This window comes from Streptomyces sp. NPDC046349 (genome assembly GCF_055587885.1).
Map to the genome: position 1 here is coordinate 179,013 of NZ_JBVJFK010000009.1, position 15,972 is coordinate 194,984.

The window sequence follows — 15,972 nt, forward strand, 5'->3', positions numbered from 1 at the left end:
GCGCGGCGCCGGATGCGGTGCGTGGCACGGCGCGGGAGCGTCCTCGTACCGGGTGTCAGGGGCGTTGCGACGACGCGGCGGGGCGCAGTGGCTGCCGGCGGGCGCCCGCCGGGGATGACGGGCGTCCTCCGCGAGATCCTGCTCACCGGGTTCGCCGGCGCCCCGATCGCGAGCGGCCCCACCGGGCGCACCCGGAACCCCGGCGCCGGCTTCTGCAGGCCGCCGGCGCCCGCCGGGCCGCGCGCCCGGAGGGGGTCCGAGCAGCTCGCCCGCGTTCAGCGTTCTCGACCACCTCGTCCCGGGCCGGCCCGCCCCCTCATCTGGCCACCGCCAGGCAGTAGTTCCGGTCGGTGGCCAGCAGGTTGCGGTGGGTGTCCTCGGCCGTGACGACGCCGTCGTCCAGGACGAGGACCCGGTCGGCGGCGTCCAGGAGGGCCGGACTGCTCGTGATCACGAGGGTGGTCCGGCCCCGGCGCAGCCGCGCGATGTTGCGCGCGATGAGCTGTTCGGTGACGGCGTCGACGGCCGTCGTCGGGTCGTGCAGGACGAGGACGTCGCTGTCTGCGGCCAGGGCCCGGGCCAGGGAGAGGCGTTGGCGCTGCCCGCCGGAGAGGTTCGCGCCGCGGTCGCGCACGGCGTAGTCGAGTCCCTCGCGGTGGAGGGCGACGACATCGGTCAGCATGGACGCCTCCACGGCCTCGGGGACCATTCGGCTGCGGCCCGACGGGTCGATGTTCGTACGGAGGGTGCCCGCGAAGATCTCCGCGTCGTACGGGTTCACCAGCATGTGCTCGCGGACCGCCGCCACCGACAGCTCGGCGACCTCCCGCCCTCCGACCCGTACCGCTCCCTCGTACGCCTGGGGCGGGACCTTCACGGCCAGGACCGCGGCGAGGTCGGCGGCGGCGCGCGGCTGGTAGGCGGCGATCGCCGTGAACCCGCCCGCCGGCACATGGAACTTCAGACCGCGCAGGACCCCGTGGCGGACGCCGTCGACTTCCAGGTCGCCGCCGGGGGCCGGCCGCCGCGTCCCCGGTACCGCGACCGGTGGAGCGGTCAGCACCAGCGCCATCCGCTCGGCAGACGCCCGCGCCATCATCACGTACCGGGGCATGTCCGAGAACATCTTGAGCGGTTCCATGATGAACTGCGCCAGCCCCACGGCCATGACGAGCTCGCCGATGGTGATGCGGCCGTCGAACGCCAGCCAGCCGGCCGTCAGGGTGACGGCGACGGCCAGGGCCGAGTTGAGGGCCGCGGCCGTGCCCGCATACGCGCCGTTCACCCCGGCCACGGTCACCGCCTGGCGCTTCGCCTCGGTGCTGACCTTCCGGTAGGACCCGAAGGCGGCGTGGTTGCCGCCGAAGCCGTGCAGGGGGCGCAGGCCGGTGATCAGGTCGGCCACCTTCGCACCCGCCCGGGCCACCCGCGCCTGCTGCTCGCGCGTACTGGAGCCGATCCGGCGGGACATCACCGACAGGACCGACAGGATCGCGACGGTGCCGACGATCACCAGCAGGCCGAGCCTGAGGTCCGCCAGCCCCAGTGCGACGGCGGCGACCAGGACCGCGACCAGCGAGCTGATCAGCAGGGGCACGACCTCGATGATGTCGGCCGTCTGGTCGGCGTCCTCGGTGGCGATGGTCAGCACCTCGCCGGACTTGAGGTCCACGTCTCGGGCCACGGGCTGGAGGCCGCAGTCGGCGACCCGCACCCGCCAGCGGTGCGCCTCGGTCGTGTTGGCCTTCTGCAGGATGCGCATGCCGAAGCGCCACGACAGCGACACCGTCGTGATGATCACGGCCAGCGCTGCGATCGACAAAGCAAGGGCGCCGGGGCTGCGGTCCCGCATCGTGTGCTCGACGATCAGGCCGAGCGCGATGGGGAAGGCGGTCTCGCCGGCCTGGTAGAGGCCCATGAGGACGGTGCCCCAGGCCATGGCGCCGACGTTGCGGCGCAGGGCGGTGCGCAGGATGTCGGAGCCCGAGCGGGGCCGCTGCATGTCAGGAGTTGTCATCGAGGTGGCGGGCAATCGCTTCCGGGGTTCGCAGGGTGAACAGATCTCGGATCGTGATCACTGGACCGTACTCGCGGCGGAGCAGCCCTGTCAGCCGCACCGCCAGCATGGAGTGTCCGCCGAGGGACACGAAGTCGCTCACCGCGCTCACCTCGTCGTCGTCCAGGTCCAGTGCCTCGGCGAAGAACGCGCAGACCGCGGTCTCGGTCCCGGTCCGCGGGCCGCGCTCCCCCGCCGTGGTCAGGGCGCCCAGGGGCCGGGCGTCGGGCAGCGCCTTGGTGTCGGCCTTGCCGTTCACCGTCAGCGGGATGGCGTCGACCCGGGCGTAGTGCGTCGGTCGCAGGAAGTCCGGGAGCGCGGAGCCCACTTCGGCGGCCACGGTCGCCAGGTCGCCGCCGTCCAGGACGAGGTAGGCCGCCAGCCGGTGCGCGCCGTCGACCTGGGGATCGGGCTGGGCGACCGCGGCGACGAACCGGACCTGCGGGTGGGCCGCGAACGCGGCCTCCACCTCGCCGGGTTCCACGCGGTGGCCGCGGATCTTGACCTGCTGGTCGGTGCGGCCCAGGTACGCCAGATTGCCGTCGGGCCGGCGCGCCACCAGGTCGCCGGTGCGGTACATGCGCTCGCCGGGCTCCCCGAACGGGCAGGCGACGAAGCGGTGCGCGGTCTGGGCGGCCTGCCCGAGGTAGCCGCGCGCGATGCCGATGCCCGCCACGTACAGCTCGCCGGGGACCCCGTCGGGCAGGGGGCGCAGCCACGGGTCCAGGACGTACACGTCCGTGTTGTCGATGGCCACACCCACCACCGGGTCCTCGCATTCGAAGGTGCCGACGCCGAGGGTGTTGATGGTGTACTCGGTGGGTCCGTACAGGTTGTAGCCGGCCGTGCCCTCGGTCCGGGCGAGCCGCTGCCACAGCGCGGGTGTGACGGCCTCTCCGCCCAGGAGGACGAGGGCGGGCCGCCGGCCGGGGTCGTCGAGCAGGCCCTCGGCCACCAGTTGCTGGGCGTAGGTCGGGGTCACGTTGATGACGTCGATCCCCTGCCCGACGCAGTACTCGACCAGCCGGGGGGCGTCGCGGCGCAGTTCCTCGTCGCAGATGTGCACCTCATGGCCGTCGGCGAGCCACAGCAGTTCCTCCCACGACATGTCGAAGGCGAAGGACACGGTGTGGGCGATACGGAAGATCCGGTGGCCGTGTTCCGCCAGCACCGGCTCGAAGATCCGGCGCTGGTGGTTGATCAGCATGTTGGTCAGCCCGACGTATTCGGTCACCACGCCCTTGGGCCTGCCGGTCGATCCGGAGGTGTAGATCGTGTACGCGGGGTGCCGAAGGCGGTGCGGGTCGTCCGGGGCGAAGGTGGTGAAGGGCTCGGCCTCGGGGAGGGGCCGGTCCAGCTCGATCAGGTCGCCGGGCAGCCGGCGCAGCCGGGGTGACACGGCGGTGACGGTCAGGGTCACCTCCGGGCGGGCGTCCGCGACGATCGCGGCGATCCGCTCGTCGGGGTGGTCCAGCTCCAGCGGCACGTACGCGGCACCTGTGCGCAGTACGGCGAACAGAGCCACGATCGAGTCGAGGGAGCGCGGGACGGCGAGGCCCACGGTGGTCTCGGGGCCGATGCCGCGCCCGGCGAGGACGCCGGCCACGGCGCGGCTGCGGTCGCGGAGGTCGGCGAAGGTCATGGTGTGTCCGTGGGCGACGAGTGCGGTCCGACCGGGGTGGCGGTCGGCCGCCCGGTCGAACCGGTCGACGACGGTGTCCGTGCCGACGTCGGTGCGTTCGGCGGGCCGGGGCAGCGGCGCGGGGCCCCGCAGGGCGCCCACCGGTCCCGTGGCCCGGGCGAGCTCGTCGAGCAGGGCCAGGTAGTCGTCCAGGAGGCGCCGGGCCGCCGGGGTGTCGTGGTCGCGGTACTCCAGTTTGACGGTGAGCCGGTCGCCGGGGGTGACCACCCAGGTGTACGGGTAGTGCGTGGAGTCGTCGGCGCGTACGGCGGTGATGCCGTGACGGGTGTTCATCTCGGCGAAGGCGTCCATGTCCAGGAAGTTCTGGAGCACGAAGAGGTTGTCGAAGAGCGTGTCGTGTCCGCCGGCCCGCTGGATCTCGCCGAGCCCGATGTGCTCGTGCTCCATCGCCTCGACCCGGGCGGCCTGCACGGCCGACAGGTATGCGCGCACGCTGTCGCCCGGCCGTGCCCGGGTCCACATGGGCACGGTGTTGAGCAGGACGCCGACGATGCCGGAGAGGCCCTCGCCCTCCCGGCCGGAGACGGTGACGCCGAACACGGCGTCGCCGCGGCCCGTCCGGGCGCCCAGCAGGAGGCCGAAGGCGCCGGTCAGCAGGGAGTTCAGGGTGACGCCGTGGGTGCGGGCGGCGTCCCGCAGCAGCTGTGACCGATCGGAGGTCAGCGTGTGCACCAGGGTGCGGGGCAGGCCGTCGGCGAGGGCCGGGGCAGGTCCGGCCAGCAGGGTCGGACCGGGCAGGCCCGTCAGGTGCCGGGCCCAGAATTGTTCGGCCGTGGCCGGGTCCTTGGCGGCGAGCGCCCTGGCGTGTTCCTCGAAGCTCGGGGAGGCCGGGGTGGGCGCCGCCAACTCACCGGTCACGGCGGCCTGGTAGGCGTCGAAGAGGTCGCGGAGCACGATCTCCCGGGACCAGCCGTCCCACAGCAGCAGGTGGTAGCTCAGCAGTAGGCCGTCGCGGCCGTCGGGCCGGCGCACGACGGTCAGCCGGATCAGTGGCGGCCGGCCCGTGTCGAATCCGGTGTCGCGGTCGCGGGCCAGCAGGTCCTCGACCTCGGCGTCCGTGGTGAGGGCGAGTGTGCGGACGTGGACGCGGCGGCCGGCCGCGAGGACCTGCACTGCGTTGCCGTCGTCGTCGGTGGCGAAGCCGGCGCCCACCGACGGGTGGCGGGCCATCACCCAGGCCATCGCCTCGGCCAGGGCGTCGGCGTCCAGGCGCCGGTCGAAGGTGAACCAGCTCTGCGCGACGTAGTGTCCGGCCGGACCGGCCAGTTGGGCCTGGAAGTACAGGCCGCGCTGGAGGGGGGTGACCGGTGCGGTGCGCTCGGCGGTCGCGGAGGTCTGCGCGATGTGTTCCAGTGCGTCGCGCCAGTGACCGGTGATCTCGTCGGGGACGCCCTCGGCGAGGGTGAAGACGGCGTGCAGGCTGCCGGTGGCCGCGTCCGTCCAGGCGTTCACCTCGACGGCGTAGGGGCTGCTGTTCGGGTCGCCCCCGGTGATGTGCAGGGCCTGTGACTCGTCGCCCCTGCCGAGGTAGTTGAACAGCACCTGCGGATGGGTGTCGAGCAGCGGAGCCGTCTGCGGGTCGAGGTAGCGGAGGCGGCCGTAGGCGAGGTGGGCGCGTTCGTCCGGCCGTCGTGCGGCGACCTCGCGGGCCGCAGCAACGGGGTCGGTGTGCGCGGTGAGCCGCACGGGCGCGATGGAGGTGAACCAGCCGACGGTACGGGTGTAGTCGTGGTGGGGCAGGACCGGGTCGCGGCCGTGCCGCTCCAGGTCGACCGCGAGGTCGGTGGGCGTGGGCTGGACGCGGGTCAGTGCGGTGCGCAGCGCGCCGCACAGCAGCTCGGTGAGGCCGACGCCGAGCGCGGCGGGCGCGGTGCGGGTGACGAGGTCGCCGACGTGGGGCGGGAGGACGACGGTGGTCTCGCGCGGCGCCCGGACGGCGGGCAGCAGCGGGGGCGCCTGGAGCGTGGTGATCCAGTGCCCGAGCCCGTCGTCGGCCGGGTGGGCCGACGGGGCCGCCAGGGCCCGGGCGTACTCGGCGTAGGAGGTGGTCGGCGGCGCCGGGGGTGTGCCGCGCAGGGCCCCCTCCAGGTCGTCCAGCAGGATCAGCCATGACACCGTGTCGACGGCGAGGTGGTGCACGGCGACGACGAGGGTGCGGGTCGCCTCGAGCCAGGAGAACGCGACGACGTCCCCGGCCTCGGGGTCGAGGCGTCCGGCGGCCTCGTCGGCCGCGGCCGCCGGGTCGGTGGTGGCCGCGCGTACGACGGTCACCTCGCGGGCGGGTTCGGTGCGCAGGGCCCACACGCCGTGCTCGACGCGCAGTCGCAGCCGCAGGGCCGGGTGTGCGGCCACGACGGCGTTCGCGGCCCGCTCGGCGTCGGCGAACGCGGTGCTCTCGTTCCCGGCCACGGCCCGGGCCTGGGCGAACCGGGCGAGCGAGCCGCCCAGGCTGCGCCGGCGCAGGATGATGGGGGTCGGGGCCAGGGGCCCGTCCTCGTGGGCGGCGGGTGGGGCGGCTGGTGCGGGCGCCGCGGCCCGCGGTGTGCTCGCCAGGTGTGCGGCGAGGGCGCGCGGTGTCCTGAGCAGGAACACGTCCCGCGGCGTGATCGCGAGGCCGAGGGACCGGGCCCGGTTGACGACGGTGATGGCGAGGATGCTGTCGCCGCCCGCCCGGAAGAAGTCGCAGTCGGCGTCCACGGCGGCGGTGGGCAGGGTCGCGGTGAAGATGCCGACCAGTGCCGTGACGGCGGTGTCGGGCGCCGGCGGCGGCGCGCCGTACGCCGCGCCCGCCGCACCCGCCCGTTCGGCCTGCTCGGCCTGCTCGGCCTGTTCGGCGAGGGCCTTGCGGTCCAGCTTGCCGTTGACCGTGAGCGGCAGGGCGCCGACCGGCAGTACCCGGGCTGGCACCATGTGCGCGGGAAGCTTCGACGCCAGCGGGCCGGCGAGGTCCTCCGGCGGCCGTCCCACGACATGGGCGACGAGGTGGTCGCCGCCGACGGCCACGGTGACGGCCGCGTCGACGACGCCGTCGAGTTCCCTGATCGCGGCCTCGACCTCGGCAGGCTCGATCCGGAAGCCCTTGAGCTGCACCTGGTCGTCGGCGCGGCCGGTGAACTCCAGGTCGCCGTCGAGCGTGCGGCGGGCGAGGTCGCCGGTGTGGTACATGCGGGAGCCGTCGGCCGCGAACGGGTCGGCCACGAACCGGCCGGCCGTGAGCCCCGGTCGGCCCAGGTAGCCGAGCGAGACCTGGTCGCCCGCGACGTAGATCGCGCCCACCCGGCCCGGCGGGACCGGCCGGAGCCGGTCGTCGAGCAGATAGGTGGCCAGGCCGGGGATCGGGTCGCCGATCGGGCTGACGTCGCCGCGGTCGAAGTCCTCGTCGGTGAGGACCCGGTGGGTGACGTGGACGGTGGTCTCGGTGATGCCGTACATGTTGACGAGCTCGGGCGAGGCGGTGCCGTGCCGCTCGACCCAGCCGCGCAGCCGCCCCAGGTCCAGCGCCTCACCCCCGAAGACGACCCGGCGCAGTGCGGGCAGCGGCTCGCCGGCGTGCCGGTCGGCCTCGATGAACTGGTAGAAGGCGGAGGGGGTCTGGTTGAGCACGGTGACCGCGCGTTCGCGGACGAGCCGGTGGAAGTCGGCCGGGGAGCGGGTCAACGCGTACTCCGGCACCAGCAGCTCGCCGCCGTGGACCAGGGCGCCCCACAGCTCCCAGACCGCGAAGTCGAAGGAGTACGAGTGGAACTGCACCCACACGTCGTGCGGGCCGAAGTCCATGTCGGGGCGCGTGTTGGCGAGCAGGGCCGCCACGCTGGAGTGCGGGACGACGACGCCCTTGGGCCGCCCGGTGGAGCCGGAGGTGTAGATGACGTACGCCGGGTCCTGCGGGCCGGCCGCGGAGGTGGCGGGCGCCGCGGTGGTCCTTGGCAGCGGCTCCCCCTGGACGAGCACGCGGGCGCGGACGCCCGCCCGGGCCAGCAGCCGCGTGAAGCGGTCCCGCTGCCCGGGGGCGACGAGGACGACCTGCGGGGCGGCGTCGGCGAGGACGTACTCCAGCCGGCCGTCGGGGTAGGCCAGGTCGAGCGGTACGTAGGCTCCGCCCGCGGTGACGACGGCCACCGGGGCGACGACCTGCTCCAGGGAGCGCGGTAGGGCCACGGCGACGCGCTTTCCCGGTCCGACACCGGCGGCGCGCAGGGCGGCGGCCAGTTCGTCGCGCGCCGCGGACAGTTCGCCGTAGGTCAGCGAGCGGGTGGCGCCGTCGAGGGCGCACTGGGTGACGGCGGTGGCCTCCGGGTCCCGGCGGGCGGCGGCGTCGAAGAGGGCGCCGAGGGTGGCCGGGACGGCGGGCGCCGCCGGCGCGGTCCGTGCCGGGTATCGGGCGCCGCCGGGCGCCAGGTCCTCGACCAGGGCGTCCGGCCGGGTGAGGAGGCCGGTGAGGGTACGGGTGAAGCCGGACAGGATCGCGCGGGCGCTCGCCTCCCGCAGGAGGGCGCCGTCGTAGATGAGGTTGAAGCGGGGCCGGCCCTCAGGTGTGCGTTCCACCACGAGGGTGAGCGGGTAGTGCGGGGCTCCCTCGTTCACGATGCCGGTGATGAACAGCGAGTGGCCGGGTTCCCGCAGGGCGGCGGTGTCGGTCGCGACGTCGAAGACCACGAGGGTGTCGAACAGCGGGCCTGCGCCGGTGTGTCGGCTGATGCGTGCCAGCGAGACGTGCTGGTGGGGCAGGACGGCGCTCTGGTGCTCGCGCACTGAGCCCAGCAGGTCGCGGGCGGTGGTGGCGGCGGTCCACCGGGCTCGGACGGGGATGGTGTTGATGAAGAGTCCGACCATGTCCTCGATGCCGGGCACGTCCGCGTCGCGCCCGGACACCGTGGAGCCTAAGACGACGTCCCGGTCGTGCAGGAGGCCGCCGAGGACCACCGCCCAGGCGCTGTGCACGGCGACGCTCAGGGGCACCCCGGCCGAGCGGACCGCCTCGTCGAGGTCGCCGTCGGCTTCCACGGCCGTGTCGGCGAACCGGTCCGACGGTGTGTGTCCTTCGGCGACCAGCGAGGGGCCGGGCTGGCCGGCGAGCTGTTCGCGCCACACCCGGTCGCTGTCTTCCTCGTCGCGTCCGGCGAGCCGGCGGACGTAGTCGGGGAAGCCGCCGACCGGGTACACGCTGCCGGGCGCGTGGTATTCGGCGAGCAGCGCGCGGAGCATCGGCGGCACCGACCAGCCGTCGGCGATGATGTGGTGCACCGTCTGGACCAGGACGGTCCGGCCGGCTCCCGCACGGATCAGCGTGTACCGCATGAGAGGGCCGGCGGCCAGGTCGAATCCGGCGCGGCGGTCGCGCTCGGCGTGGTCGCGGATCTCCTCGTCGGTGATGCCGGGCCGGTCCAGGACGGTGAAGGGGGCCCGTACGCCGCCGGCGAGCACGGAGACGACGCGGCCGTCGGCGAGGGGCACGAAGCGGGCGGCGAGGTTGGGGAAGAGGGCGAGCAGGCGGGTGGCCGCGGCCGCGAGCCGGTCGGCGTCGATCTCTCCCCCGAGGGTGAGCAGTTGCTGCTCGACGTAGTTGCCCGCGGAGTCGTCGTCGAATACGGAGTGGAAGTACAGGCCTTCCTGGAGGGGGGTCATCGGCAGGACGTCGCGCAGGTCCGGGCCGTCGAGTTCGTCGACGTCGGCCTGGGTGAGGGCGACCGGGCCGAAGTCGCTGGGAGAATGCCCGCCGGAGTCGAGTGCGGCGATCGCGGCCAGGGTCTCCCGGAAGTACGCGCCGATGGCCGCGACGTCCTCGTCGGTGAACAGTCCGTCGGGCCAGGAGATGGTGGTGACCAGCTCGTAGGCACCGGTCGGGTCGGGTTCGGCGATGGCGTTGAACTCCAGGGCGCGCGGCAGGCGCATTCGCGGGTCGCGCTTCTCCCCCAACTGGCCGGTGGTGTCACTGAGTTCCCAGTCGCCGGATGAACCTGCGTCGAAGCGGCCGAGGTAGTTGAAGAGCACCTGCGGTGCGGGCACGTCGAACCGGTCGCCGGCGAGGTGGCGCAGCACGCCGTAGGAGAGGCCGCCCCGGGGGACGCGGGCGAGGTCTTCCTTGACGGCCTTGAGGGCGGCGGTCAGGTACGCGGGGTCGCGGAGGTCGGCGGCCGTACCGGGGTCGACGGTGACGGGGAAGAGGGTGGTGAACCAGCCGACGGTCCGGGACAGTTCGGGTTCGAAGCCGGCGCCGTCCGCCACGAAGCGGGCTTCGCGGCCGTGGCCCTCCAGTTCGACGTGGGCGAAGGTCTGGTCCTGGCCGAGGTCGCGGCGCCACCGGGCGAGGGTGACGGCCAGCGCGGTCAGCAGCACGTCGTTGACGCCCGCGTGGAAAGCGGCGGGGACGTCGCCGAGCAGGGCGGCCGTGACGTCGGGGCCGACCGCGACGGTCGTCGTCCGCTCCCGTGCGACGGTGTCGGCCGCATCGAGCGCGCGCCGGCCCAGTGGCGCGTCCGTCCCCGGCAGGGCGCGCCGGAAGTGGGCCCGGTCGTCGCCGAACGCGGCCTGCTCGAGCAGCTGTGTCCAGCGGCGGAACGAAGTCCCCGCCTCGGGCAGTCGCACCGGTGCTCCGGCGGAGTACTGCTCCCACGCGGTGGCGAGGTCCTCCAGCAGGATGCGCCAGGAGACGCCGTCGACCACCACGTGGTGGGCGACGAGGACGAGCTGGCGGGCGTCGCGGCGCCACACGGCGCGCAGCATGATGCCGCCCGCCGGGTCCAGTGCCTCTGTGGCGAGCGTGACGCACTCGTGGAGCGGCCGGTGGCTCTCCTGCCACCCCGCGGCGGTACGGTCCCCGGCAGCGGGGACGTCGAAGCCCCAGCGGTCGCCGCGGACGAGCCGGGCGCGCAGCATGTCGTGGCGTTCGACGAGGGCGGAGAGGATCGTGTCGAGGGCGGCGGCGGTCAAATCCGCCGGGGTGTTCACCACGACGGACTGCACGAAGCCGTCGACCGCCTCGGTGGTCTCGCCGAGCCAGCGCACGATGGGTGAGCCCGTGACGGGCCCCGTCGCGATGTCGTCGTGGTCCTGTGCGGCGGTGTCGGCGGGGGTCGCCACCGCGGCCAGCGCGCCGATCACGCTGTGCGTGAAGATCTGCCGGGGCGTGACGTGCAGGCCCGCCCTGCGCAGCGCGCCGAGCAGTGAGATGGCGAGCAGACTGTCGCCGCCGAGCCGGAAGAAGTCCTGGTCGACGCCGACCCGGTCCAACCGCAGGAGCGTCGCGACCGCCGCACACACCTGGCGCTCGTTCTCGGTGACGGGCAGGGCGAGCGGGCCGGCGCCGGTCACGGACCCGGGCTCCGGCAGCGCGCCGCGGTCGAGCTTGCCGTTGGCGGTGAGCGGGAACTCCTTCACGACGACGACGCGGGCGGGCACCATGTACTCCACCATGTGCCCGGCGGCCCAGTCCCGGACCTCCTCCGCCCGCAGGTCTTCACTGCCCGCGGCGGGGATCACATAGCCCACCAGGTAGGTGCCGCCGGCTGTGTTCTTCTTCGCGACGACGCAGCTGTGCCGCACCTGCGGGTGCTCCGCGAGGCCGGCCTCGACGTCCTCGATCTCCAGCCGCATGCCGCGGATCTTGATCTGGTTGTCGGCCCGGCCGAGGAAGTCCAGCGATCCGTCCGGCGCGTACCGGGCCAGGTCACCGGTCCGGTACAGCCGTGAGCCGTCCGCGGCGAAGGGGTTGGCGACGAACCGGGAGGCCGTCAGGCCGGGGGCGCCGGCGTATCCGCGGCCCAGGAGGAAGCCGCCCACGTACAGTTCGCCGCCGACGCCGACGGGGACCGGGCGCAGCTCGTCGTCGAGGACGTAGAGCTGGGTGTTGGGGTTGGCCCTGCCGATGGACGTGGACAGGCGTTCCGCGGCACCCCGGTAGATGACGTGGGAGACGCCGATCGTCGTCTCGGCGGGGCCGTAGCCGTGGTACAGGGGTATGTCGAGCCGGGTGCGGAAGCGCTCGTACAGTTCGGGGGTCAGCACCTCGCCCCCGCACCAGACGTGCCGCAGGCTGTCGAGTCGGCCGGAGTCGCCCGCGATCTCCAGCAGCACGTCCAGCATGGACGACACCAGATACGCGAAGGTGACGCGCTGCTCGGCGATCACGCGCAGGAGGTGATGCGGGTCGCGTTCGCCGCCGGGCCGCAGGACGACCAGCCTGCCGCCGGACACCAGCGGCAGGAAGATCTCGTTGACGGAGATGTCGAAGGACAGCGGCGCCTTGAACAGCGAGGCGTCGTCGTGGCCGAAGCGCAGGATTTCCCCGGCCTGCCACAGCAGGCGCTCGCTGATCGCCTCGTGCCGGATCATCGCGCCCTTGGGGCGGCCGGTGGAACCGGAGGTGAAGATCACGTAGGCGAGGGCGTCGCCGGGGGTGGTGATGCCGGTGTCCCCGCCGGGGTGGGAGCCGTGCCGCCAGTCGCCGAGGTCGACGGCCACGGCGGCGGGTTCGCCCGGATCGTGTTCGCCCGAGCCGTTGAGCTGGAGCACGACGCCCGCGTCCTCGATGACGGCGGCCCTGCGGGCGGCGGGCCACTGTGGGTCGAGCGGTACGAACGCGGCGCCCGCCTGGAGTACGCCGAGGAGTCCGACGACCATGTCGGCGGAGCGGCCCATGGAGATGCCGACGACCTGTTCGGCGGTGACACCGCGTTCGAGGAGGTGGTGGGCCAGCTGGCCGGAGACCTCGGCGACCTGGCCGTACGTCAGCGAGCGGCGCTCGTCGACGACGGCCACGGCGTGGGGGCGGGTGCGGGCCTGCTCGCGGAACATCTCCACGACGGTCGGGCGGATCCGGTCCGCGCCGTTGTCGTTCCACTCGGCGAGGGTCTCGATGCGCGCCGCCGCGCTGGAGGGGGCGATGGTGCCGAGCGGCCGGTCGGGGAAGTCGGCCAGGTCGTCGAGCGCGAGCTGCGCCTCGGCCGGCGGGACCCCTTCCGGGAGGACGATGCTGCGGGCGTCCGCGCCGACCTCCCAGCCGGCCGGGCCCGCGCCGCCGTTGTCGACCCATCCGAGGACGTCGGCGAAGAGGGTGGCGGGGGTCAGTTCCATGCCGTCGGGACTGCGGCCGGTCGCCCAGTACGCCAGCCCGATGGAGCACGCCGAGGCGATGGTCCGGTCGCAGTAGTCGCCCGTTCGCCGGCGCATCCCGGCCAGGCGCGTGGGAGAAAGCCGCACGAGACGAGCGGTCGGTTCCGTCATCGAAGACTCAACGCCCCTTCAGTGTCCGCGGGTCGCCCGCCCGGTTCCGAGTGGGGGCGGGGCCCAGGCCGTGTCCTAACTTCCCTCGCGCCAGGCGCGCCACAGTTGCGCGTAGCGGCCGCCCAGGGCCACCAGTTCCTCGTGCGTGCCGTGCTCCACGACGCGGCCCGCGTCGAGCACGGCGATCCGGTCCGCCGCCATGGCCTGTGTCAGCCGGTGCGCGACGAACAGCGTGGTGCGGCCGGCGCATGCGGCCAGCACGGCCCGCTCGAGCTCGGCCGCGCCCTCGCTGCCCGCCTCGGCCGTGGACTCGTCGAGCACCACCACGGGCGAGCGGGCCAGCACGAGCCGGGCGAGCGCGATCTGGGCCACCTTGGTGACGTCCAGGCGCTCGCCGCCCTCCCCGACCGGGGTCTGCACACCGTCGGGCAGGGCGTCCACCCAGCCGTCCGCGCCGACGGTGCGCAGGGCGTCCGCCAGTTCGGCGTCGGTCGCCTGCGGTGCGGCCAGCCGCAGGTCGTCGGCGAGGGGACCGGAGAAGACGTGCGTCTCCTGCGTCAGGATGCTCACCAGGGCCCGCGCGCCGGCCTCGTCCAGGCCGGAGAGGTCGGTCCCGCCGATGCGCACCGATCCGGCCTGCGGGGTGCCGATGCCCGCGATCAGCGCTGCCAGCGTCGACTTGCCGGCGCCCGTCGCCCCCACGAGGGCGAGCGAACCTCCGGCCGGGATGGCCAGGTCGACGTCCTGGAGCACCGGCTGCTCGGTGCCGGGGTAGCTGAAGGTCAGGCCCTTCACGGCCACCGGGTACGGCGCGTCGGCCGCCGGCTGGTCGGCCGGGGTGCCGACCAGGCGGTCCTCGGCGTCCTCTCCGAGCACTCCGACCAGCCGGGTGAGGCTCGCGCCCGACTTCTGCGCCTCGTCGAAGGTGAACATGATGGAGCCCAGCGGGGTGAACAGCCGGTGGAAGAGCAGCGGGGCCGCCGAGACCTCGCCGAGGGTGGCGGCGTCGGTCTGCAGCAGGGCGTACCCCACCACGATGATGAGGACGAGTCCGATGAACTCGGCGCGGTTCTCGCGGCCGACGAACCGTCCGAAGAGCCGGAACACCTCGATGCCGAGCTCGCGGACCCGCCACGACTCGGTGGTGACCTTCTCGCGGACCGCGCCTTCCAGGCGGTAGGCGCGGACGGTGTCGATGCCGTTCAGTCCGCTGATCAGGGCCTGTGCGCGGTCGGCCTGGACGGCCCGCTGCTGCTTGTAGAGCGGGGCGGAGCGGGGCAGGTACCAGCGCAGGGCGAGCGCGTACGCGGGCAGCGCGCCGGCGCCCGCCAGACCGAGCCGCCAGTCGAGGCCGAACATGCCGAGCGTGGCGATGACGACCAGCACGCCCGCCGAGAAGACGGTGGGGACGGCCGTGCGGATGCCCCTGGAGAGCACGGCGACGTCGTCGCCGACGCGGGACAGCACGTCGCCCCGGCCGACCTGTTCGATCCGGGCGCTGGGCATTCCCAGCACCGCCCGGACGGCGCCCTCCCGCAGCCTGGCGAGGAGGTCCGCGCCGAGCCGCCCCACCAGATAGGTGGACAGGGCGGTGGCCGCCGCGCCGAGCAGCGCGGCGGCCACCATCAACACGCCCGTGGTGACCAGGATCGAGCGCGGTCCGCCCGCGACCACCCCGTCGACGACCCGGCCGAGCAGGAGCAGCGGGAGCACCTGGAGCGCTGCCCCGGCCACCGTCGTCAGGATGGCGGTGGCCGTCAGCCAGGGCACCTCCCGGCAGTGCGCGGACACCCAGCGGGCGGCCTCGCGTCCGGTCGTGGTGCGCAGGGTGGCCGGGGCGGCGGGCGTGTCCGTGGCGCTCACACTCAGCCGGCCGACTTGACGAGTTCGTCGATCGCGTAGGGCAGGGAGAGCAGGGTGCCCTGGGACATGGCCGCGCCGACGGCCGGGCCTTCGCTGTCCAGGAGGTAGGAGACCTTCCCGTTCTTGACCGCGTTCAGGTTGGTGAAGAGTTCGAACTTCTTCAGCGCTTCCTGGTCCGCCTTGTCGGCGATGACGAAGATGCGGTCGACGTCGACGAGGTCCATGCGCTCCGGGGAGAGCGTGGTGTAGAACTTGCCGTCGGCGATCTTGTCGATCTCGGTCTGGCCCTTGTAGCCGATGCCCGTGATCAGTCGGCCTCGCACGTCGGTGGTGGTGAAGGGAGCCACCGAGTCCTTGTACCAGGACACTGCGACGGCGGTCTGGTTCGCGAAGTCGGGGTGCGCTTTCCTGGCCGCGTCCAGCTTGTCCTGGATGCCCTTGACCAGTTCGGTCCCCTTGGCCTCCTGGCCCAGGGCCTTGGCGATGTGGACGGCGTTGTCCTGCCAGGGGGCGCTGAACGGCTCCTTCTCCTCCTTGGTCCGGCCCACCGTGGGTGCGATCTTGGTGAGCTTCTCGTAGGCGGCCTGGTCGATCTCGGAGTAGACCGCGATGATCAGATCCGGCCGCAGGGCGGCGATCTTCTCGTAGTTCGGGCCCGCGTCGCCGTTGTTCATGACGACCTCGGGGCGGGCGTCGCCCCACTTGTCCTTCGTCCAGGGCCACTGGGTGTTGATGTCGGGACTCGTGCCGGGCGGGTTGGGGTACTGGTCGACCATCCCCACCGGCTTGATGCCGAAGGCGAGGACGGCCTGGTCGTCGGTGTAGCCGACCGAGACGACCCGCTTCGGGGCCTTGTCGATCTTCGTGGATCCGAAGGCGTGCTCCACCGTGACCGGGAAGGTCCCGGCCGCGGCGGCCGGGGCGTCGTCGCCCTTCTTGGCAGCCGGGTCCGCCGGGTCGGATCCGCAGCCGGCCAGGAGGCCCACCCCGAGCGCGGCGGCGGACACCGCCGCCGCGATCCGCGTCCGGGGATTCGTGACTGTCGTTCGATGGAGAAGCATCCGCAATCCCTTGCTTTCGTGCTGTCCATTGCGCCCCCGGCCGAGGGCAGGCACACAGTATCGCGCCC

At 73.6% G+C, this 15,972-nt stretch carries 4 protein-coding genes; all 4 read right to left on the reverse strand.

Annotated elements, in window-relative coordinates; genetic code table 11:
• Positions 1 to 316 precede the first annotated feature (316 nt).
• Complete coding sequence (locus tag ACZ6JS_RS22300; RefSeq protein WP_469300222.1) at positions 317 to 2,017, reverse strand: ABC transporter ATP-binding protein; 1,701 nt, start codon at positions 2,015 to 2,017, stop codon at positions 317 to 319.
• On the reverse strand, positions 2,004 to 12,980 hold the full coding sequence (locus ACZ6JS_RS22305) for a non-ribosomal peptide synthetase (protein WP_469300223.1): 10,977 nt from the start codon (positions 12,978 to 12,980) through the stop codon (positions 2,004 to 2,006). Before ACZ6JS_RS22305 ends, ACZ6JS_RS22300 begins: the two co-directional genes overlap by 14 nt.
• 75 nt (positions 12,981 to 13,055) lie before the next feature.
• Positions 13,056 to 14,843, reverse strand: a complete 1,788-nt coding sequence (locus tag ACZ6JS_RS22310) for an ABC transporter ATP-binding protein (protein ID WP_469300224.1) — start codon at positions 14,841 to 14,843, stop codon at positions 13,056 to 13,058.
• A gap of 2 nt (positions 14,844 to 14,845) precedes the next feature.
• Positions 14,846 to 15,904 carry an iron-siderophore ABC transporter substrate-binding protein gene (locus ACZ6JS_RS22315; protein WP_469300226.1) on the reverse strand — a complete coding sequence of 353 codons (1,059 nt, stop codon included), beginning with the start codon at positions 15,902 to 15,904 and terminating at the stop codon, positions 14,846 to 14,848.
• Positions 15,905 to 15,972 lie beyond the last annotated feature (68 nt).

Excerpts from the sequence above, each read along its gene's own strand:
- ACZ6JS_RS22300 (WP_469300222.1), bottom strand. The coding sequence starts at position 2,017 with ATGACAACTCCTGACATGCAGCGGCCCCGCTCGGGCTCCGACATCCTG.
- ACZ6JS_RS22315 (WP_469300226.1), bottom strand. The coding sequence starts at position 15,904 with ATGCTTCTCCATCGAACGACAGTCACGAATCCCCGGACGCGGATCGCG.
- ACZ6JS_RS22305 (WP_469300223.1), bottom strand. The coding sequence starts at position 12,980 with ATGACGGAACCGACCGCTCGTCTCGTGCGGCTTTCTCCCACGCGCCTG.